The organism is Rhodococcus sp. (in: high G+C Gram-positive bacteria) (genome assembly GCF_049299235.1).
Classification (GTDB): domain Bacteria; phylum Actinomycetota; class Actinomycetes; order Mycobacteriales; family Mycobacteriaceae; genus Rhodococcus.
Window position 1 is genome coordinate 1 of sequence record NZ_JBAQXC010000226.1, and the last position, 19,114, is coordinate 19,114.

A 19,114-nucleotide genomic window follows, 5' to 3' on the forward strand; every position below is an offset into this window, starting at 1 on the left:
GCGGTGGGCAGCCTCGACTTTGTACTCGGCGGTGAACGACCGGCGTTTACGAGGGGGCATGGTGGCATCCTTCCAGCGGGACCGGTGTCCCGCCAAATCGATGTCCACTTTCAGGGGGAAACCTCACGAGGGGGTCGGGAAAACAGTCCACTTCTCGTGGGATGACGGCTGGGAGCACAAGACCATCACGTACTCGATGCGGCGCTGAACGAAGGTCACGGCGCGGCCGTGTCGGCAGGCTGTGTGACCGTCTCAGCTGGTGTTCCCAAACCCCGATAGTGGGCCAACAGTGGGCCAAGCGGCGCAGAAACAAGCCCGTACAGCGACGCGCAACCTAGACACGACACTGCTCTGACCAGCACATATTGGACTCAGTGCTACGGCGTTCCACAATCTCCCCAGCACTGGCAGTGTGGGGGGCAGGGGTTCGAGTCCCCTTAGCTCCACAACAGGAAGCCCAGGTCAGAGTATATTTCTGACCTGGGCTTTCGCGCGCGCTCAGCGACCGGTCTGCCGATCCTTGCGAATGCTGTTGTTGCTCAACATAGTGCGGTCCTTCCGTTGGTCGAGTAGTCCAGGCCGATCGGTCAATCCCAGTCAGCGGCCGATCATGGAGATGCTGACGGCCCATCGGAAGGCAACGGCTTTGCTGACTGCCGGCCCTTCGCGTTGTGCGCTCCGGGCCGTCGTCGCGACCTCGACCAGGCGATGGTCGGTCAGGGGAGGTCTGCCCGTCCTCGGGGTCGTGCCTCCACTGCAGGTGTCGGTCGACGAAGGCGCCCTGGCACTCTCGCGTCAGCCCTGATCCGTATCGGGTAGGCCGGGCGGACAACGGTGATCTTGTGCGGGTCTCGTCCTTGTTATCGAAGAGAGCGCCTATTTGTTCCTATGAGAGTTATATTCTCGTTCCAGGAGTGGGCAATTTCCTAATCCGCCGCTGTGGGTGCGGCGTCGAATCGGTGAGAGGAACTTCGAACTGTGAGCAGCCCCGTCGAGGTAGAGCCGGCGATCGAGAGCCCGAGCGGAGCGATGATTCCGGTCTTCGATCCGTCCACCGAGGAGCAGATCGGCGAAATCGTCGATTCCGACCGGAAAGCCGTCGACGCGGCGGTGGCACGGGCCCGGGACACCTTCGAATCGGGTGTCTGGCGCAAGCTGCCCGCAGCGCACCGCGCGGAAGTTCTGTTCCGCGCGGCCGAGATCATCAAGGCTCGCACCGACGAACTCGCCGAGATCGAGGCCCGCGACAACGGGATGAACGCGACGGCGGCACGACACATCATCAAGGTCTCGCAGGAAATGCTGGTGTACTACGCAGGCTGGGTCGGCAAGATCCACGGCGAGTCGAGCAACCTCGTCTCCGACGGCCTGCTCGGCACGTTCGAGAACTATCACACCTTCACCCAACTCGAACCGGTCGGTGTGGTCGGCCTGATCATCCCCTGGAACGGACCGTTCTTCATCGCGATGCTGAAGGTCGCGCCTGCGCTGGCCGCCGGTTGCAGCGCGGTTCTCAAGCCCGCCGAGGAAACGCCGCTCAGCGCGCTGAAACTCGAAGGCATCTTCCGTGAGGCCGGACTGCCGGACGGTGTGCTGAACGTCGTCACCGGCTACGGCGAGACCACCGGAGCGGCATTGGCCGCCCACCCGGATGTGGACAAGATCGCGTTCACCGGATCGACCGAGGTGGGCAGGCTGATCGTCAAGGCGGCCGCGGGCAACCTCAAGCGCCTCACCCTCGAACTCGGTGGCAAGTCCCCACTGATCATGTTCGACGACGCGAATCTGGACAAGGCGATCATGGGAGCGGGCATGGGGCTGCTCGCTGGTTCGGGCCAGAACTGCTCGTGCACCTCGCGCATCTATGTGCAGCGCGGCATCTACGACCGGGTCGTCGAGGGACTGGCCGCGTTCGCCCAGATGTTGCCGATGGGCGGCAGTGACGACCCGAATTCCGTTCTCGGGCCGCTGATCAGCGAGAAGCAGCGCACGCGGGTGCAGGGCATCGTGGACGACGGCGTCGCCGCGGGCGCCGAGGTGGTGACCGGAGGCAAGATCTTGGATCGTCGCGGCTACTTCTACGAGGCGACGATCGTCACCGGCACGACCCCCGATATGCGGCTCATCCGCGAGGAGATCTTCGGTCCGGTGGGCTCGGTGATCCCGTTCGACGACGAGGACGAGGTGATCGCCGCCGCGAACGACACGCATTACGGCCTCGCCGGTTCGATCTGGACGGAGAATCTCGGCCGCGCACATCGCGTGGTGAACGAGTTGCGCGCCGGCCAGGTCTGGGTGAATTCCGCGCTCGCAGCGGACCCGTCTATGCCGATCTGCGGCCACAAGCAGTCGGGCTGGGGTGGGGAACGAGGCAAGAAGGGCATCGAATCGTACTTCAACACCAAGTCGGTGTACATCGGACACTGAGGTGTGAAAATCTGAACAGTAGTGCACGGCAGCGTGTTTCGGAACTTCCGAATCGATCGTTGCGCAGTCGCCGGTGCGGAACAGGCCGACGGTCACGTGCCCGACGAGAAGGAACGCATGCGGCGGCGTGGCCTTCGGATCGGCACCGCACGGTGCCGATCCGGGACGCGCTGCGGATGGCCGAGCAGGCTCATCCTGTGCCGGCGATCTTCGGTCACCGTGGCCGGCGGTGACATCTCGGCAGCACGGTCGCGCTCGCCGAGAAGGCGTCTTATGCGTTCGGCGCCATGCGCGCGGCACGGTCGTCCGCGTGGAACTCCCAGGGTGCCTGGGGGAGGACCTCGCCCGTCTCCAGTAGCGTCTTGAGATTGGCGAGCACGGCCGGCCAGCCCTGGCCGATCGAGTTCCGATCGTCCGCGTTCCGCAGCTTCCGGTGCAGTACGGTCAGCTTGACGATGTCCTGATGTGCATCGATCTCGAAGGTCACGACACTCGGCTCGAAGTCCGGATCGTCGGCCAGCGACGCATCGTCGAATCCGAATACCAGTCGCCGGGGTGGATCGGCCTCGATCACCCGGCCCGCGCAGTCCGCGATGCCCGAGCCGTCGGTGCGGACATGCTCGATTCTGCTGCCGGGTGTCCATTCGGAGACCTGGGCGTGCCCCCAATACCGGGCGGTGAGGTCGGGGTCGGTGAGTGCGTGCCACACCTCCTCGGGGGTGGCCCGAATATAGGTGGTGTAAACGTAGTCGGGAACGGTGTGCGCGGTGGTCGGGGTCATGGCAATCTCCTCTGCGCGTCGGGTGATCGCGTCCAGGGCGAGCACCTGGGGTTCGTCGAACTTCGAGATCCAGCGTTTACGGATCTCGTGGACCGGAACGGGATTCAGATAGTGCAACTTGCGGCGTCCGTCCCGGATCGTGGCCACCAGGTTCGCGTCCTCGAGCAGTTCCAGGTGCTTGCTCACGGACTGACGGCGTATGTCGAGACCGTCGCACAGTTCGCCCAGGGTCTGTCCGGGACGTGCGCGCAGCGAGTCGAGTAGGCGCCGCCTGGTTGGGTCCGCGAGGGCCCTGAACACGGTGTCCTCATCCACCACTCCAATATGCAGTCAATAGGCTGCATATGTCAATGCCGGGTGTTGCACAGACGTTCGGTGACGTTCGAGAGCCGATCGAGGATCCGTGTCCGCAGCCGGACCCCGGTCTCGTCCCGAGCATCGTCGACGAGTTGCTCGGCGCCCGCCCGCACCGACCGCAGGCGGCACGGATCCGCGAATCGAGTCGGAGGCACCGTCCCGATATCGTGGTCGGGTGAGCGCAACGAACCCCGAATCCGGCCGACTGATCATCGCGCTACGGGATGTGCTCGTCGGTCCGCTGACGGACATCGGCCAGCGCTTCTCGACGCTGCTCACCGACCTCGTCCCGCACGATGCACTCGTCGTCTTCACTCGCGAATGCACGGGCCGGCCGCGGAAGGTCGCGGGGGACTCGGCCGTCGTGGATCGGGTCACGATCGCCGAACTAGACCGTGTCCGAAGCGAACTCGCCGCAGGGCAGATTCGACGTGGTCCCGCCGTGATCGGCGGGCGCAGCCGCGAGGTGTGCGCGATCCTCGACCGCACCGACACACTGCTGGTCCTGGTGCCGCACCGATCGTGGCCGACGGCACAACGATTCGAGCTGGTTCAGGCGTTGTTCACCGTCGTCGCGACCGGAATACAACTTCAGGTGCAGGGAGCGAGCCCGGCATATTTGGCCGAGTCGCGTGCGGCGTCCACCGAACGAGCCCGCACGGTCGCCGAACTGACCGAGGCGCACGCGGTGACACTCGAGACGATTCTCGCGACGCTCCGGTCGGGGGACCTCGACGACACTCGTGCCCGGACGACCGCGCGGGAGACGGCGACGAGCGCGCTGATCGGCTTGCGATCGGCGGTGGACCGGCACCGAGACTTCGCGGAGGAGGCGGTGACCACGGCGTTCGCGCGGATGCACGGCGAACTGCGCGGCTTGGTCCGTCACCGGGCATTGACGCTGGAGATGGCCGAACCGTCCGCTGCCGGTCGCGGAATGCCCGGCGAAGTGGCTCACGCGGCGCGGGCCGTCGCACGGGGCGCGGTGCTTGCCCTCGCGGAACAACCGGGAACGACGCGGATCCGCGTGGCATGGCACTGTGACGCCGCGAACCTGCACATCGACATCCGCGACGACGGCGCGGGTGACGTCGACGCGGCCGAGTTGGGACGCCAACTCCGTGATCGGGTCGAAACCCTCGGTGGCAGCCTCGAATCCGAGTCGACGCCCGGTTGGGGTTGCCGGGTTGCGGCGCGACTGCCGCTGGACATGTCGGCGCCGACGCTCGACAGTCCGGCGCTCGATGCCCTCGCCGAACTCGGACCTCGCGAGATCGAGGTGCTCGAACATCTGGTGGCCGGCCGGCGGAACAAGGCGATAGCTCAACGGCTCGGCGTGAGCGAATCGACTGTCAAGTTCCACGTGGCGAGCGTGATGCGGAAACTCGGCGCGGGCACGCGGGGTGAGGCAGCGGCGGTCGGTGCGGAAGCGGGGATCAAGGCCGCGCCGTAGCCGACAGTAGGCCGTCGGTCGGCGCACAGGTTCGGTCGGCGCACAGGTTCGGTCGGCGCACAGGTTCAGTGGCGCAAGGTTGCCCAGCGGCGTGCACGGCTCGCGGCGCTGGTGCGGGCTCGGCGTTCGCTTTCGGACAATCCACCCCAGACGCCGTAGGGTTCGCCGACCGACAGGGCGTGGTCGCGGCAGACTTCGAGGACGGGGCATCCGGCGCAGACGAGTTTGGCGTGCAGTTCGCGCTGCTCGCGTGCGTGGCCGCGCTCGCCGTCCGGATGGAAGAACGCCGCCGACTCGAACCCACGGCATGCCGCGTCGAGTTGCCATTCCCACACGGCGGTGTGAGGCAGGGGGAGGGCCACGGTGTTGACGATCGACATTGCGCTCCTCGGGGGCGGGCCGGGTAGGTGCATTCGACGTTAGCCGAACTTAGGACCGTGCACAACGCAACTTAAGTATTTGGCTGGACAAAGAGCGATTGTGCTTTCGGATAGGTAGATCAGTCCGTTCGATCAGGTACGAGGTCGTGCGGGCGCGGATACGGTGTGCACATATCGCCATACCGCTACCCATCCACAACAGATGGGCACAGCAGAAGGAGACACCGCCATGCCGCAGACAGTTCGGGGCGTCGTTGCCCGTGCGAAGGGTGCGCCCGTCGAGGTCGTGCCCATCGTGATTCCGGATCCGGGTCCGGGTGAGGTCGTCGTCGCGGTCGCCGCGTGCGGCGTGTGCCACACCGATCTGCACTACCGGGAGGGTGGGATCAACGACGAGTTCCCGTTCCTGCTCGGACACGAGGCCGCCGGCGTCGTCGAATCGGTCGGCGAGGGCGTCGATTCCGTCGCGGTCGGCGACTTCGTCGTCCTGAACTGGCGCGCGGTGTGCGGCCAGTGTCGCGCCTGTAAGCGAGGGCAGCCGCAATACTGCTTCGACACGTTCAATGCGACGCAGAAGATGACCTTGGACGACGGCACCGAACTGTCCCCGGCCCTGGGTATCGGCGCGTTCGCCGACAAGACGCTCGTCCACGCCGGCCAGTGCACCAAGGTCGATCCGACCGCCGATCCCGCAGTCGTGGGACTGCTCGGCTGTGGTGTGATGGCGGGGCTGGGTGCCGCCGTGAACACCGGCGGCGTCTCGCGTGGCGATTCGGTGGCAGTCATCGGCTGCGGCGGCGTCGGTGACGCCGCGATCATGGGTGCTCGCTTGGCCGGTGCCGGCACGATCATCGCCGTCGACCGGGACGGCAAGAAGCTCGAGTGGGCCACCGACCTCGGTGCCACCCACACCGTCAACAGCGCCGACGTCGACGCCGTCGAGGCGATCCAGGAACTGACCGGCGGATTCGGCGCGGACGTCGTCATCGACGCGGTCGGCCGCCCCGAAACCTGGAAGCAGGCGTTCTATGCCCGCGACCTGGCCGGCACCGTCGTCCTCGTCGGCGTGCCCACCCCCGACATGACCCTCGAGATGCCGCTGATCGACTTCTTCTCCCGCGGTGGTTCGCTCAAGTCGTCGTGGTATGGCGACTGCCTGCCCGAGCGGGACTTCCCGACCTATGTCGACCTGTACCAGCAGGGCAGATTACCGCTCGAGAAGTTCGTCACCGAACGTATCGGCATCGACGACGTCGAGAAAGCGTTCGCGACCATGCACCGTGGTGAGGTGCTGCGTTCGGTGGTGGTCCTGTGAGTGTGTCGCCGATCCGCGTCGACCGTGTCGTCACCCGCGGAACGTTCGCGCTCGACGGCGGCGAGTGGGAGGTCGACAACAACATTTGGCTTGTCGGCAACGACGACGAGGTCGTGGTGATCGACGCCGCGCACACCGCGCAACCGATCATCGACGCCGTCGGTGGGCGGAAGGTCGTCGCGATCGTGTGCACGCACGCGCACAACGACCACATCACCGTCGCCCCGGAACTGTCCGAGAAGCTGGACGCACCGATCCTGCTCAACCCGGCCGACAACATGCTGTGGGAGATGACCCATCTCGGTGTCGCGCATGGCACGATCGAGGACGGGCAGCGGATCACGGTGGCCGGCACCGAGATCCAGGCGATCGCGACTCCGGGGCATTCACCCGGATCGACGTGCCTGTACCTGCCGGAAGCCGGGGAACTGTTCACCGGGGACACACTGTTCTCGGGTGGTCCCGGTGCGACGGGCCGCTCGTTCTCGGACTTCCCGACGATCATCGGTTCGATCCGCGACAAACTGTTTTCGCTGCCCGCCGAGACGACCGTGCACACCGGTCACGGTGACGGCACCACCCTCGGCACCGAATCCCCGCATCTCGAGGAGTGGATCAAGCGCGGTAGCTGATCCCGGCACCCGTGCGCGTTTTCAGTAGCACCCGCTGTCGAAAACGCGCACGACCCGTCAGTCGCCTGCGGCGCTGTTCGCCGCGTCCGACAGCATCGGCACAAGGGTGTCGAGCAGCCACGGCATGCTCAGCACGTCGGGTGAGCTGGAGGCGAACACCACCGGAGGCTCGGTCAGCGCCACGTAGGAGCCGTCGCGTACGGCCCGCAGACCGGCGAAGAGGGAACTTTCCTGCACCTCTTCCTGGAGTTGCGGCGTGAGGTACCACGCGAGCAGCACATCGGGGTCGTAGCCCGGTAGCAGCTCCATGCTCACCGGGGCCGCGAACTTCGTCTGATCGCTGCTCTCGCGCAGGCCCACGGCCAGCGGGTCGATGGTGAAGCCCAGCGCAGACAGCATCTTCAGCCGCGGATCGGTGTCGAAGTAGAAATTGTACGATCCGGTTTCGGTGGCGCTGCCGAACGCCACGGTCCTGCCGGCGAACTCCGGGTGCTCGGCCGCGGTGTCGGCCAGCAGTTCACGTGTCTCGGTGACCAGTTCGCCGGCCTGCGCGGTTCGGCCGAGTGCCTGTCCGACGGTCGTGATCTGGTCCTCCCAGCTCGTCGCCCACCGGCGCTCCGGGTAGGCGACGGTCGGTGCGATCGCCGACAGCGTGTCGAACTGCTCCTGACTCAGGCCTGAGTGCACCGCCAGGATGACATCGGGTTCCAGCGCCGCGATCTGCTCGAACGGAATCTCTTTGCTCGAGGCAGGGAATAATACCGGTTCGGCGTCGGGGTCGAGTTCCTCGAGGCGGGCGCGTGCCCAGGGCAGGACGCCGTCGTCGGAACCGGTGTCCGACGTCATGTCCTGCATGCCGACGGGAACAACTCCGAGCGCCAGCGCCGCGGACTCGCTGCCCCATCCGAGGGTGACCACACGCTGCGGGACCTCGGTCATCGTCGCCGATCCCAGGGTCGAGGCGATCGTCACAGGGAACGCGGAGGCGTCTGCAGCCCCCGCCGTCGTGGTCTCGGCGGTGTCCGTGTCCGTGCTCGAACTGCAGGCACCGGTGAGCGCAGCCGCTATCACCGCTGCAGCCACCCCTGCGGCACGCCGGTGTCTTCCGGGGAATCTCATGGGCCTCCTCGATGATCGGACGATCGGTCCGATGCGGAAATAGGTCAGAAGGATAGCCTAACCATTGGAGAGGCGGGTGTGCTGACCGGCCCACGTATGATGCCCGGATGGACGATATCCCGATGGCGTCCGGTCCCGCGCACGGATCGGCAGCAGTCGCTGTGCCCGTCGCTGCGGGGAAGGCCTGAATCGGTATGCAGAAGAGGCGGATTCCGGTTGTCGTCGTCGCGGGCTTCCTCGGCGCAGGTAAGACGACTCTGCTCAACCACCTGCTTCGTAATACCCGTGGCGCACGGATCGGGGTGATCGTCAACGACTTCGGATCCGTCAACATCGACTCGATGCTGGTCGCCGGGCAGGTCGACTCGACAGTCTCGCTCAGCAACGGATGCCTGTGCTGCGCCGTCGACGTCAGCGACATGGATGCGATGCTCGACAAGCTCGCCCACCGCTCCTCGGATCTCGACGTCATCGTCGTCGAGGCGAGTGGTCTGGCCGAACCGCGCAACATGATTCGGCTCGTCACCGGATCGGCGAACGAGCACATCACCTACGGGGGACTGGTCCTCGTCGTCGATGCCGCCGAGTTCGACGACGCCTGCGTCCGCCACCCGGAGCTGGAGCAGCACGTCGCGCTCGCGGATCTGTTGCTGCTCAACAAGGCCGATCGCATCGATGCGGACGCTCACGACGAGCTGCTCGGGCGACTGTGCGCGCTGAACCGGCGCGCGGCGGTCGTCTCCACCGAACACGCCCGAATGGACCCCGGACTGCTGTTCGACATCCCGGACCGGCCCGAACCGCAGTCGGGGGAGCAGTTGACTCTGGACCGGCTGCTCTACGACTGCGACCACGGGCATCTGCACGACGGCTACGACGCCATCGCGTTCACGTCCGAAAAGCCGCTGCATCCGCGGCTGTTCGTCGAATTCCTCGAGGCGCAACCCGCCGGGGTGTACCGCATCAAGGGATATGTGCACGTGACCGCGGGTCTGCGCAGCCGCGCCTATCTGGTGCACACCGTCGGCGACCACATCCGGTTCGAGCAGACCCGGCGCGGTGACGCCCCCGCGACCACCGAACTCGTCGTGATCGGCGCCGACCTCGACGCCGACTCGGTGCGCCGACGACTGGCGGAATGTGTTCCGACGGAACCGGTGTCGGCGGACGCGATGTACGCCGTCCACCGGTTCACGGCGCGCTGACCGACCGTCAGCGAAAAGAACTATCGTGCAGCAGAATTGCGCTGCGGGCGACGGCGGCCCGCGGCGCCCTGGCTGGAACCACCCTGACCGGACCGGGGTTGACCCGACCCGCCCTGCCGGGAGCCGGCACCCTGTCGAGAACCGGAACCCTGTCGGGAACCCGCGCCCTGCCGGGAACTGTCGCCCTGACGCGGACCTCCGCGACGGCCCTGGCCGCCACCGGTCCGCTGCGGCCGCGACGGCGCGGCCGATGCCTTCGGGGCCGGCGGTACGTGCGGAGCGATCTCACCGACGAGCTCGAGGACGTGCTCGGAGTCCGCGGTCACGCGGATCGGCGACACGGTGATCGCGGCCTTGCGCATGATGACTTGAAGATCCTTGCGCTGATCCGGAAGCACCACCGTCACGACGTCACCGGTGCTGCCGGCGCGCGCAGTACGACCGGACCGGTGCAGGTAGGCCTTGTGCTCGGCGGGCGGATCGACGTGCACGACCAGTTCGACGTCGTCGACGTGGACACCGCGCGCCGCGACGTCCGTCGCGACCAGCACGCGCGCTTCACCGGACGCGAACGCCGCGAGATTCCGGTCGCGGGCGTTCTGCGACAGGTTGCCGTGCAGATCGACGGCCGGGATACCCGATTCGGTGAGCTGACGGGCCAGCTTGCGGGCCTGATGCTTGGTGCGCATGAACAGGATCCGGCGTCCGCTGCCCGACGCGAGCGTCCGCACCAGCGCCTTCTTGGAGTCGACGCCGTCGACATCGAACACGTGGTGGGTCATGGCGGCGACCGGCGAATGCGCCTCGTCGACCGAATGCAGCACCGGATCGTTCAGGAATCGTTTGACGAGCTTGTCGACACCGTTGTCGAGGGTCGCGGAGAACAGCAGCCGCTGTCCGCCGCGCGGAGTCGCCGTGAGAATGCGGGTGACGCCGGGCAGGAACCCCAGATCGGCCATGTGGTCGGCCTCGTCGAGCACCGTGACCTCGACGGCATCGAGTGTGACGAAACCCTGGCGCATCAGATCCTCGAGGCGGCCTGGGCAGGCGATGACGATATCGACGCCACGGCGCAGCGCCTCGACCTGCCGGTTCTGTGACACGCCACCGAAAATCGTTGTGACTCGCAAACCTGTGGTGTGCGCGAGCGGTTCGATCGCAGCAGCGATCTGGGTGGCCAACTCACGGGTCGGAGCCAGCACCAGACCGCGCGGACGACCCGCCGCGCGCGTCGAACCCCCGGCCAGACGGGCGGTCAACGGAATCGAGAACGCGAGAGTCTTGCCGCTGCCGGTCCGTCCGCGGCCGAGCACGTCACGACCGGCGAGGGTGTCGGGGAGGGTGTCGACCTGGATCGGGAACGGCGAGGTGATGCCGTTGTCCTGCAGGGCGGCGACAAGAGTCCGGGGGACACCGAGATCGGAAAAGGATGTGGTCAAGGTACGGCGCTGCCTTTCGCTGCGGCGTGTGTGCACGCGACCGGAAATCCGGTGGTGCGGTGGATCGCCGCGAGGAAGGCCGATGCTGCACGCGTGCGGGCCGGGCACGATCCCGGGCCGCCGGTATCCCACGACGGTGAGTGTCGTCGTGACACTCGAACCGGGCAAGCCTACCGCATGGATCGGTGACGCTGCGCCGAGGTGGCCGAGGTCACCGGCGGGACGCCGTCGAGGTCACCGGCGGGATGCCGTCGAGGTCACAACCCGACCCACTCCGAGGCGCCGTCGGTGAACGCCTGCCGCTTCCAGATCGGCACCTCCCGTTTGATGCGTTCGACCAGTTCCGCGCAGGTCGCGAACGCTTCCGCCCGGTGCGGCGCGGCGACCGCCGCGACCAGCGCGAGGTCACCGATGGTGAGGTGTCCCACTCGGTGCACCGCGGCGACCGGGAGACCCGATTCGGCGGCGACCTGCTCGCAGCACGTGCGCAGGAACGCTTCCGCATCCGGGTGCGCCTGATATTCGAGGGCGGTGACGGACTGCCCGCCGTCGTGGTCGCGGACGACGCCGGTGAACAGTACGACGGCGCCGTGCTCGGGGCCGGCTACCGCCGCGTCGACCGCCGCTTGGTCCAGTGGTTCCGACGAAATCTGTGCCAGCAGTTCACTCATGAGCTCCGCCTCCCGAAACTTGCGCGAGAAGATGATCGACGATCGGGTCGAGCGCGGCCAGTCCGTCCCGCACCCCGCCCGCAGATCCGGGCAGGTTCACGACCACGCTGCGACCGACCAGGCCGGCGACTCCACGTGACAGGACCGCGTGCGGGGTGACGTCGAGACCGCGGCGCCGAATCGACTCGGCGATGCCCGGCAGTTCCCGATCGAGCACGGCCAGTGTCGCTTCGGGGGTCGCGTCGGTCGGGGAGGCGCCGGTGCCGCCGGTGCTCAAGATGAGTGCGGGCGCACCGGTGAGCGCGTCGGCCAGACCTTCGGCGATCCGCGCGTCCGGATAGACGAGCGGGCCGCGCACCGTGAAACCGTGGTCGGTCAGCCACCGTGCGATGGCCGGGCCGGTGGTGTCTTCGCGGGTTCCGGCCGCGACACCGGTCGACGACACCAGCACCACCGCGGATCGGTCCGGTGCGGTCGCGGTGTCGGGCCGGGCAGGCTCGTCGCGCGTCCAATGGCCGCGCTTGCCGCCGTCCTTGGAGACCAGCCGGACCCCGTTCATCACGGCGCCCGGGTCGACGGCCTTGACCATGTCGTGGAGGGTCAGTCCGGCGACGGCCACCGCCGTCAACGCTTCCATCTCGACGCCGGTCGGCCCCTTCGTTTTCGCGGTCGCTTCCACGGTGATCGACGTGTCGGTGAATCCGAACGACACCGTCACCGACGACAACGCCAACTGGTGACACAGGGGGATGAGTTCCCAGGTGCGTTTGGCGGCGGCGATCCCCGCGATGCGCGCGGTCGCGAGGACGTCGGCCTTGGGCATGTCGTCGGCCCGCACCAAGGCGACCACCTCGGCGGTGGTGACCAGTTCACCGGCCGCGACCGCGGCCCTGGTGGTGTCGGCCTTGGCGGAGACGTCGACCATGCGGGCTCGGCCTTGATCGTCGAGGTGGCTCAGATCGCTCATAGTGGAAGTACTTTCACGGAATCTCCGACGCGGAGGAAGGTGGTGTCCGCAGCGACGTCGACGAGGACGTCGGCGCCCGACATCCCGGCGATGAGGTGCGAACCGGGTCCGGATACGAGACGCACGCCGTCACCGTCGCGGCGACCGCGGAAGAATTGGCGTTTGCCGGCCACCGAGGTCAGGTCAGCGGTGAGCGAGAGCATCACGGGGTCGATCGCGGGCAGTCCCGCGGCGGCACGCAACAGGGGCCGCGCGAACACCTCGAAGGAGACGAGTGCGCTGACCGGGTTGCCGGGGAACGCCAGCACGGGCACCCCGTCGACGACCGCGGTTCCCTGCGGACCGCCGGGTTGCATCCCCACCGATACGAACTCGCCGCCGCGCGGACCGAGCACATCCTTGACGACCTCGAAATCGCCCTTGGAGACACCACCGGAGGTGATCACCACTTCGGCGACCGCTGCGGCGTGTGCGATCTTCGCGGCGAATTCGTCCGGGTCGTCGTTGCTGTGATCGACGGACACCACGTCCGCGCCGTTGGCGAGCGCGCTGGCTGCCAGCGCGGGCCCGTTGGAGTTGAAGATCTTGCCGGGTTCGAGGTCGACACCGCCGAATACCAGTTCACTGCCGGTGGAGATCACCGCGACCCGCGGCAGGGTGCGCACAGGAATCTCGGTCAGGCCGACGGCCGCGAGCGCCGCGATATGGCGTGCCGCAATGAGTTGCCCGGCGGGCAGCAGCACCGAACCGGCGGTGATGTCGCTGCCGCGTTCCCGCACATAGGTGCCTGCTGCGACGGACCGGTGCACGGTCACCGAGTCGGCGTCTCCGTCGGTGGTGTCCTCGACGGGAACGACCGCGTCCGCGCCGACGGGGATCGGGGCACCGGTCATGATCTTGCGGGCCGTGCCCGCCTCGTGGACGGAATCGCCGTCGCCTGCTGCGAGCACGCCGCGCACCGGCAGGGTCACCGGTACGGTCGCCACTGCGGCGGCATCGACGGCGTAGCCGTCCATCTGCGAGTTGCGGAAGGCAGGCAGGTCGACGGGCGCGTCGATCGGTTCGGCGAGCACCCGGTTCAGTGCCCGGGCCAACGGAACCTTCACCGTCGTTCTGGTACGGAGCGACGCCAGTAGCGCCGCGACGTGCTCGACCTGTTCCTCCACGGACCGCCTGCCGCCTGTCATGCCCGCAATCCTAGGCATACCGGTTCGGCGATATCGACACCACACGGCGACCGGGTGTGGCGGATGTCCTGCACCGGGAACTGTCCGGGAACGGCATACTGGCGTCATGGTGTTGGTGCTCCGATGACGGCGATCGATGTGGGCATTCCGTCCGTGCGGGTGGCCACGGACGACGTGTCCGATCGGCCTGCCACGCCCGAACTGGTGGACCGGTTCGGGCGGGTGGCCCGCGACCTGCGTGTGTCGATCACCGAAAAATGTTCGCTGCGCTGCACGTATTGCATGCCGGAGGAGGGACTGCCTGCGATTCCGCAGGAAAATCTCCTCACCGCCACCGAGATCGTTCGGCTCGTCGGGATCGGCGTACACCTGCTCGGCATCGAAGAGGTCCGCTTCACCGGCGGTGAACCGCTCATGCGCCGCGATCTGGAAGAGATCGTCGCCGGATGTGCCGCGGTCGCGCCGGGAACACCGCTCGCGGTGACCACCAACGCGGTCGGTCTCGCGCATCGGGCCGCCGGGTTGGCCGAGGCGGGCCTGACCCGCGTCAACATTTCCCTCGACACCGTCGATCGGGAACATTTCGCCCGGCTCACCCGACGCGACCGCCTCGATTCGGTGCTTGCCGGGATCCGGGCCGCGAACACCACCGGATTCACGCGGGTCAAGGTCAATGCGGTGCTCATGCTCGACACGCTCCCCGGTGCAGGCGACCTGCTGCAATGGTGCCTCGACGAGAACGTCGAACTGCGGTTCATCGAAGAGATGCCGCTCGATGCGGATCGCGCGTGGGCACGGGAGAACATGGTCACCGCGCAACGCCTGCTCGACGTACTCGGTCAACGGTTCGATCTTGCCGAGGCCGGCCGGGAAGATCCGTCGGCGCCTGCGGAGCGGTGGCTCGTCGACGGTGGGCCCGCGACGGTCGGTGTCATCGCATCGGTGACACGATCGTTCTGCTCGGACTGCGACCGCACCCGCCTCACTTCCGAGGGCACCGTGCGGTCCTGCCTGTTCAGCGACACCGAAACCGATCTGCGCGCTGCTCTGCGCGGCGGCGCGAGCGACGAGGAACTAGCCGCGCTGTGGCGTGGCGCGATGTGGAACAAATGGGCTGGGCACGGTATCGACGCGGCGGATTTCGCGCCGCCGCAACGCAGCATGGGAGCTATCGGTGGGTGATCAATCGGTGGGTGATCAGGTGACCGGGGTCGGGGTTCGTCGGATCGAGGTCCGCTATTTCGCGGCAGCGGTCGACGCGGCGGGTCGCGAGAAGGAATCCGTCGAACTGGCCGCGCAGGCGGATTTGGGTGCGGTGAAGGCTGCGTTGATCGAGCGGCACGGTCCGGATATGGAGCGGGTGCTGACGGTGGCGGCGTTTCTCGTCGGATCGGGTTCCGACGCCGAACTCACGCGCGACCTCACCCGGCATGCGGGCGACCGGGTGGACGTGCTGCCGCCGTTCGCCGGCGGGTAGGAATCGTCCGGTCGGACCAATCGTCCGGTCGGACCCGCGGCCCGGCATCATCGACGGCCGTCAGCGCCACCAGGTGTCGAGCGGCGTGACCGGCACCGCACGCTTGTGCCGGGTGCGGAGGAACACCTGTTCCAGTGTGGCGGCCAGTTCCTCGGTGACCGGTTTTCCTTCGAGGTAGTCGTCGATCTCGGTGTATGTCATCCCGAGTGCCTCCTCGTCGGGCAGTGCCGGACGGTCCTCCTCGAGGTCGGCGGTGGGCACCTTCGTCCACGTGCTCTCGGGCGCGCCGAGTTCGCGTAGCAGCGCCGCGCCCTGCCGCTTCGTCAGGCCCGTCAGGGGGGTCAGATCGACGCCGCCGTCACCGAACTTGGTGAAGAACCCGGTGACTGCTTCGGCGGCGTGGTCGGTTCCGACCACCAGGTAGCCGAGTTCCCCCGCGATCGCGTACTGCAGCAGCATCCGTTCGCGGGCCTTGATGTTGCCGCGCACGAAGTCGCGCAGCCGGGTGCCGTCACCGAAGATCGCCGCCATCGCCTCGCCTGCTTCCGCGGCGCTCGCGTCCGCGCCGGGTTTGACGTTGATCCGCAGCGACCGGTCCGGGCGGATGAAGCCGAGCGCGATCTGCGCGTCGTGCTCGTCGGCCTGCTCGCCGTACGGCAACCGCACCGCGACGAATTCGACGTCGTAGTGCTCGGCCCGCAACTCGTCGACGGCGAGTTGCGTCAACCGGCCGGCCAGGGTGCTGTCCTGGCCGCCGCTGATGCCGAGGACGAAACCTTTGGCGAGCGTGCTGCGCAGGTAGTCCTTGAGGAAGTCCACCCGCAACCGGATCTCGGCCTGCGGGTCGATCGTCGGCTTGACGCCGAGCTCGTCGATGATCTGAGCGCGAAGGGTCGTCATCTCGGAAACCCTAGCCGTGTCGTTTCGGTGCCGCGCGCCGCAGGATACGGTTCCGGCTACGGGCGCTGCATCAGGCGGCGCCCGCGACCTTCGACCTGGGAGATCGCACGTGAACGGGATTCTTGTCGTCGCCGCCACCAAGGGTGAGGCCGCGCACGTGCCGGAACGCTACGAGACGGTGATCACCGGTATCGGGAAGGTCGCCGCGGCGGTCGCGGTCACCGAGTCGCTGGCCGCGTATCCGGCCGGTGCGAGACCGCTGGTCGTCAACATCGGTACTGCCGGTGCGCTGCATTCGCACCACGGTGGTCTGTTCGTGCCGTCGACGGCGATCAACCACGACATCAGCAGTGAGATCCTGCGCAGCCTCGGTCATCCCGTGCGGGATGTGCTGGCGGTGCCGGACGGTGACGGCACGGTACTGGCCACCGGCGACGCGTTCGTCTCCGACGCCGAGGTGCGCGATGCGCTCGCGGCCCGCGCCGACCTCGTCGACATGGAAGGATTCGCGATCGCGTTCGCGGCCGCCCGGCTGGGAGCGGCGTGCCGACTCGTCAAACATGTCAGTGATCACGCGGACGAGTCGGCGCTGGACTGGCCCGCGCAGGTCGACGAGAGTGCCCGTGTCCTGGCGACCTGGCTGACCGACCGCTATTGACCCTGCCGGGCGGTGAATCCGAGACCGTCCACGCCGTTCGGGGCGGTGATCCGCAGCGTCGAAGCGTCGATCGCATAGGTGGTTTCACCGTTCAGCACCGCGAGAATGTGGCTTTCGATCTCGGCCACCTCGGGGTCGGTGCACGCCATCATCGTCGTTGCCAGCGGCGCGAACGTCAGGGTGCCGTCGCCGATCTGCGCGCTGCCGGTGAACCGGTTGCAGCCGGTGCTGCCGCTGACCGATCCGTCCTCGGCGACGGTCAGGGTGGGCGCCGAGGTCTCGAGCGCCAGCGACGTCATGGTCGCCTCCGGGGTGTAGAGCGTGGTCGCGACCCATTCGGTGCCGGTGAGAGGCCGGTCCGGGTCGACGACCTTCTTGTCGGACAGCGAGACGGTCACCGCATCGCCGGTGAGGGTGAGCGCGTCGCCGTCGACGGTCCAGCGCGGATCGGCCTCGAACAGCGCGGTCAGCCACGCGTCGGCGCCGTCCTGCGGCGGCGGGCAGGCCATCATCGTGCTCGCGAGTTGTTCGGTACGCACGATGCCGCCGGTCAGATCGACGGTGCCGGTTGCCCGGTTGCAGCCGGCGGTCGCCGCGATCCGGTTCGGTTCGGGGAACTCGACGACGAGGGGGCCGCCGCCGGGGATCGGGGTGCCGGTGACATCGGTGGAGACGAAGGTGCGGCCGGTCAGGGCCGCCGGGTCCGCCGCCGTGGTCGTGGCATCGGCGCCCTCGTCGCTGCCGCATGCGGTCGCGACGACGGTGAGGGCGAGTGCGGCAAGAACTCCGAAGGTGCGGATCATGCGGTCACAGTACGGTGGCTGCGTCCGATTCGGATGGTCTTGCGATGCGACGCGCCAGGTCGGACCAGTTGTCGGCGAGGCGGTCCAGCGGGTAGCCGAGGTTGCGCCACTGGTGCAGCACGAGGGTGGCTTCGAGTGCCGCGGTCAGGGACTGGGCGAGCAGCGGGAGGTCGCCGCCGGCTCCGGCGGCTCGCAGCAGTGACTCGATGTGCACATGGGTGACCGCGCGGGCGGGAACGTCGAATCGGTTGGCGCTCGACGCTTCCGCCGCGCGCAGTAGTTCACCTTGGACTTCGACGAGGGCGATGCGGGCACGGCCGAAGGCGATCAGGCGGTCGATCGGGTCGGCGCCGGGGCCGAGTGGTGGTGGCCCGGTCAGGAATGCTTGCTGGAATTCGCGTTCGGTGTGGTCGAGGAGTGCCTGCACGAGCCCGCCGCGGGAGCCGAATCGGCGGAATACCGTGCCTTTGCCGACGCCTGCCCGGGCCGCCACCGCGTCCATCGTGACCGCGTCGACGCCACGCTCCTCGACCAGGAGTGCTGCGGCGTCCAGGAGTAGTCGCCGGTTGCGGGCGGCGTCGCATCGTTCGGCGGTGTGTGCGTCGTCCGCCCGGGGCAGGGGGATGGTGTTCACGACGTCACAGTACCGGCCGGAACAAAAGTGGACCATGGTCCGTTTATGCTGTCGTAGGTAACCAGCCCACCTCGTTCTCATCGAAGGATGACCCCATGTCGCAGACTCGCATTCTCGCCCTCGTCGGAAGCCTCCGCTCGGCCTCCGTGAACCGGCAACTCGCCGAAGCAGCCGCGGAACTCGCCCCCGAAGGCGCCGACGTCGTCATCTACGAAGGCCTGGCCGAGATTCCGTTCTACAACGAGGACATCGACGGCGACGCCGCACCGGCCGCCGCGGTCGCACTGCGCGACGCCGGCGCCGAGGCCGACGCCGTGCTGCTGTTCACCCCCGAATACAACGGCACCATCCCGGCCGTACTGAAGAACGCCATCGACTGGCTGTCCCGCCCGTACGGAGCGGGCGCCATCTCCGGCAAGCCCGTCGCGATCGTCAGCGCCTCCCCGAGCGCCAATGCCGCCAAGTGGGCGCTCGAGGACACCGTCAAGGCCGTGGGCGTCGCCGGCGGCAAGATCGTCGAGGGCGGATCACTGTCCGTCGGAGGGACGATCGGAAAGTTCGGTGAGGCGCACCCGAAGGAGCACGCCGAGACCGCAGGCCAGCTCGCGGAGGTCCTCGTCAACCTCCTCGCCGCGGAGAAGGCACTCGTCGACGCCTGAGGCTCGTACCGATTGCTGCACCGGCCCCCGCATCGCACCGGCCCCCGCAT

General features: G+C 67.7%; 20 protein-coding genes. 9 read left to right on the forward strand and 11 right to left on the reverse strand.

What is annotated here, in order from left to right; all coding sequences use genetic code 11:
- The first annotated feature begins 1,029 nt into the window (after positions 1 to 1,029).
- Positions 1,030 to 2,427, forward strand: a complete 1,398-nt coding sequence (locus WAX14_RS13060) for an aldehyde dehydrogenase family protein (RefSeq protein WP_422628506.1) — start codon at positions 1,030 to 1,032, stop codon at positions 2,425 to 2,427.
- A 271-nt stretch (positions 2,428 to 2,698) separates the two neighbouring features.
- Here the strand turns inward: WAX14_RS13060 and WAX14_RS13065 are convergent, their stop codons facing one another.
- Both WAX14_RS13065 and WAX14_RS13070 read right to left on the reverse strand, forming a co-directional pair.
- A complete protein-coding gene (locus WAX14_RS13065; protein WP_422628487.1) occupies positions 2,699 to 3,523 on the reverse strand; it encodes an ArsR/SmtB family transcription factor in 825 nt (274 codons plus the stop codon).
- A 32-nt stretch (positions 3,524 to 3,555) separates the two neighbouring features.
- Complete coding sequence (locus tag WAX14_RS13070; protein WP_422628488.1) at positions 3,556 to 3,720, reverse strand: hypothetical protein; 165 nt, start codon at positions 3,718 to 3,720, stop codon at positions 3,556 to 3,558.
- Positions 3,721 to 3,740: 20 nt separating this feature from the next.
- On the opposite strand from WAX14_RS13070, the gene WAX14_RS13075 reads away from it, so the two are divergent.
- The gene (locus WAX14_RS13075) at positions 3,741 to 5,018 is read left to right on the forward strand and encodes a LuxR C-terminal-related transcriptional regulator (RefSeq protein ID WP_422628489.1); all 1,278 of its coding nucleotides are present in this window, start codon (positions 3,741 to 3,743) and stop codon (positions 5,016 to 5,018) included.
- Between the two features lie 65 nt (positions 5,019 to 5,083).
- On the opposite strand, the gene WAX14_RS13080 is transcribed toward WAX14_RS13075, so the two are convergent.
- Positions 5,084 to 5,398: a WhiB family transcriptional regulator gene (locus WAX14_RS13080; protein WP_422628490.1), complete on the reverse strand. Its 315-nt coding sequence runs from the start codon at positions 5,396 to 5,398 to the stop codon at positions 5,084 to 5,086.
- 229 nt (positions 5,399 to 5,627) lie between these two features.
- Between WAX14_RS13080 and WAX14_RS13085 the strand changes: the two genes are divergently transcribed.
- Both WAX14_RS13085 and WAX14_RS13090 read left to right on the forward strand, forming a co-directional pair.
- Positions 5,628 to 6,713: an S-(hydroxymethyl)mycothiol dehydrogenase gene (locus WAX14_RS13085; protein ID WP_422628491.1), complete on the forward strand. Its 1,086-nt coding sequence runs from the start codon at positions 5,628 to 5,630 to the stop codon at positions 6,711 to 6,713.
- The gene (locus tag WAX14_RS13090) at positions 6,710 to 7,345 is read left to right on the forward strand and encodes an MBL fold metallo-hydrolase (protein ID WP_422628492.1); all 636 of its coding nucleotides are present in this window, start codon (positions 6,710 to 6,712) and stop codon (positions 7,343 to 7,345) included. Before WAX14_RS13085 ends, WAX14_RS13090 begins: the two co-directional genes overlap by 4 nt.
- 57 nt (positions 7,346 to 7,402) lie before the next feature.
- Here the strand turns inward: WAX14_RS13090 and WAX14_RS13095 are convergent, their stop codons facing one another.
- Positions 7,403 to 8,464 (reverse strand): iron-siderophore ABC transporter substrate-binding protein, encoded by a 1,062-nt coding sequence (locus WAX14_RS13095; protein WP_422628493.1) that lies wholly within the window; start codon positions 8,462 to 8,464, stop codon positions 7,403 to 7,405.
- A 194-nt stretch (positions 8,465 to 8,658) separates the two neighbouring features.
- Between WAX14_RS13095 and WAX14_RS13100 the strand changes: the two genes are divergently transcribed.
- Positions 8,659 to 9,669, forward strand: coding sequence for a CobW family GTP-binding protein (locus WAX14_RS13100; RefSeq protein WP_422628494.1), 1,011 nt, complete (start codon positions 8,659 to 8,661; stop codon positions 9,667 to 9,669).
- A 20-nt stretch (positions 9,670 to 9,689) separates the two neighbouring features.
- Here the strand turns inward: WAX14_RS13100 and WAX14_RS13105 are convergent, their stop codons facing one another.
- The 4 genes from WAX14_RS13105 to glp form a co-directional block, all read right to left on the reverse strand.
- Positions 9,690 to 11,108, reverse strand: coding sequence for a DEAD/DEAH box helicase (locus WAX14_RS13105; RefSeq protein WP_422628495.1), 1,419 nt, complete (start codon positions 11,106 to 11,108; stop codon positions 9,690 to 9,692).
- A gap of 257 nt (positions 11,109 to 11,365) precedes the next feature.
- Positions 11,366 to 11,779 carry a molybdenum cofactor biosynthesis protein MoaE gene (locus WAX14_RS13110; protein ID WP_422628496.1) on the reverse strand — a complete coding sequence of 138 codons (414 nt, stop codon included), beginning with the start codon at positions 11,777 to 11,779 and terminating at the stop codon, positions 11,366 to 11,368.
- A complete protein-coding gene (gene moaCB / locus WAX14_RS13115; protein ID WP_422628497.1) occupies positions 11,772 to 12,746 on the reverse strand; it encodes a bifunctional molybdenum cofactor biosynthesis protein MoaC/MoaB in 975 nt (324 codons plus the stop codon). The genes WAX14_RS13110 and moaCB overlap by 8 nt, the downstream gene beginning before the upstream one ends.
- Positions 12,743 to 13,933 carry a gephyrin-like molybdotransferase Glp gene (glp, locus tag WAX14_RS13120; protein WP_422628498.1) on the reverse strand — a complete coding sequence of 397 codons (1,191 nt, stop codon included), beginning with the start codon at positions 13,931 to 13,933 and terminating at the stop codon, positions 12,743 to 12,745. The genes moaCB and glp overlap by 4 nt, the downstream gene beginning before the upstream one ends.
- 123 nt (positions 13,934 to 14,056) lie before the next feature.
- Here glp and moaA point away from each other — a divergent pair, with 123 nt between their 5' ends.
- Together moaA and WAX14_RS13130 are read left to right on the forward strand one after the other, a co-directional pair.
- A complete protein-coding gene (moaA, locus tag WAX14_RS13125) occupies positions 14,057 to 15,115 on the forward strand; it encodes a GTP 3',8-cyclase MoaA (RefSeq protein ID WP_422628499.1) in 1,059 nt (352 codons plus the stop codon).
- Entirely contained in the window at positions 15,108 to 15,410 is a 303-nt protein-coding gene (locus tag WAX14_RS13130; protein ID WP_422628500.1) for a MoaD/ThiS family protein, read from the forward strand. The genes moaA and WAX14_RS13130 overlap by 8 nt, the downstream gene beginning before the upstream one ends.
- 60 nt (positions 15,411 to 15,470) lie before the next feature.
- On the opposite strand, the gene nadE is transcribed toward WAX14_RS13130, so the two are convergent.
- Positions 15,471 to 16,310 (reverse strand): ammonia-dependent NAD(+) synthetase, encoded by an 840-nt coding sequence (nadE, locus tag WAX14_RS13135; protein WP_422628501.1) that lies wholly within the window; start codon positions 16,308 to 16,310, stop codon positions 15,471 to 15,473.
- A gap of 109 nt (positions 16,311 to 16,419) precedes the next feature.
- On the opposite strand from nadE, the gene WAX14_RS13140 reads away from it, so the two are divergent.
- On the forward strand, positions 16,420 to 16,968 hold the full coding sequence (locus WAX14_RS13140) for a nucleosidase (RefSeq protein WP_422628502.1): 549 nt from the start codon (positions 16,420 to 16,422) through the stop codon (positions 16,966 to 16,968).
- Here the strand turns inward: WAX14_RS13140 and WAX14_RS13145 are convergent.
- Both WAX14_RS13145 and WAX14_RS13150 read right to left on the reverse strand, forming a co-directional pair.
- Positions 16,962 to 17,771 (reverse strand): META domain-containing protein, encoded by an 810-nt coding sequence (locus WAX14_RS13145; protein WP_422628503.1) that lies wholly within the window; start codon positions 17,769 to 17,771, stop codon positions 16,962 to 16,964. The two genes, WAX14_RS13140 and WAX14_RS13145, sit on opposite strands and share 7 nt — an antisense overlap.
- Positions 17,772 to 17,775: 4 nt before the next feature.
- Positions 17,776 to 18,441, reverse strand: coding sequence for a TetR/AcrR family transcriptional regulator (locus tag WAX14_RS13150; RefSeq protein WP_422628504.1), 666 nt, complete (start codon positions 18,439 to 18,441; stop codon positions 17,776 to 17,778).
- A gap of 59 nt (positions 18,442 to 18,500) precedes the next feature.
- Here WAX14_RS13150 and WAX14_RS13155 point away from each other — a divergent pair, with 59 nt between their 5' ends.
- Positions 18,501 to 19,064 (forward strand): NADPH-dependent FMN reductase, encoded by a 564-nt coding sequence (locus WAX14_RS13155; RefSeq protein ID WP_422628505.1) that lies wholly within the window; start codon positions 18,501 to 18,503, stop codon positions 19,062 to 19,064.
- Positions 19,065 to 19,114 lie beyond the last annotated feature (50 nt).

What these genes read in the sequence shown, in the direction of transcription:
- WAX14_RS13145 (WP_422628503.1), bottom strand. Translation starts at nt 17,771, where the DNA reads ATGATCCGCACCTTCGGAGTTCTTGCCGCACTCGCCCTCACCGTCGTC.
- WAX14_RS13100 (WP_422628494.1), top strand. Translation starts at nt 8,659, where the DNA reads ATGCAGAAGAGGCGGATTCCGGTTGTCGTCGTCGCGGGCTTCCTCGGC.
- WAX14_RS13110 (WP_422628496.1), bottom strand. Translation starts at nt 11,779, where the DNA reads ATGAGTGAACTGCTGGCACAGATTTCGTCGGAACCACTGGACCAAGCG.
- WAX14_RS13155 (WP_422628505.1), top strand. Translation starts at nt 18,501, where the DNA reads ATGTCGCAGACTCGCATTCTCGCCCTCGTCGGAAGCCTCCGCTCGGCC.
- moaA (WP_422628499.1), top strand. Translation starts at nt 14,057, where the DNA reads ATGACGGCGATCGATGTGGGCATTCCGTCCGTGCGGGTGGCCACGGAC.
- WAX14_RS13085 (WP_422628491.1), top strand. Translation starts at nt 5,628, where the DNA reads ATGCCGCAGACAGTTCGGGGCGTCGTTGCCCGTGCGAAGGGTGCGCCC.
- WAX14_RS13080 (WP_422628490.1), bottom strand. Translation starts at nt 5,398, where the DNA reads ATGTCGATCGTCAACACCGTGGCCCTCCCCCTGCCTCACACCGCCGTG.
- glp (WP_422628498.1), bottom strand. Translation starts at nt 13,933, where the DNA reads ATGACAGGCGGCAGGCGGTCCGTGGAGGAACAGGTCGAGCACGTCGCG.
- moaCB (WP_422628497.1), bottom strand. Translation starts at nt 12,746, where the DNA reads ATGAGCGATCTGAGCCACCTCGACGATCAAGGCCGAGCCCGCATGGTC.
- nadE (WP_422628501.1), bottom strand. Translation starts at nt 16,310, where the DNA reads ATGACGACCCTTCGCGCTCAGATCATCGACGAGCTCGGCGTCAAGCCG.
- WAX14_RS13095 (WP_422628493.1), bottom strand. Translation starts at nt 8,464, where the DNA reads ATGAGATTCCCCGGAAGACACCGGCGTGCCGCAGGGGTGGCTGCAGCG.
- WAX14_RS13150 (WP_422628504.1), bottom strand. Translation starts at nt 18,441, where the DNA reads ATGGTCCACTTTTGTTCCGGCCGGTACTGTGACGTCGTGAACACCATC.
- WAX14_RS13060 (WP_422628506.1), top strand. Translation starts at nt 1,030, where the DNA reads ATGATTCCGGTCTTCGATCCGTCCACCGAGGAGCAGATCGGCGAAATC.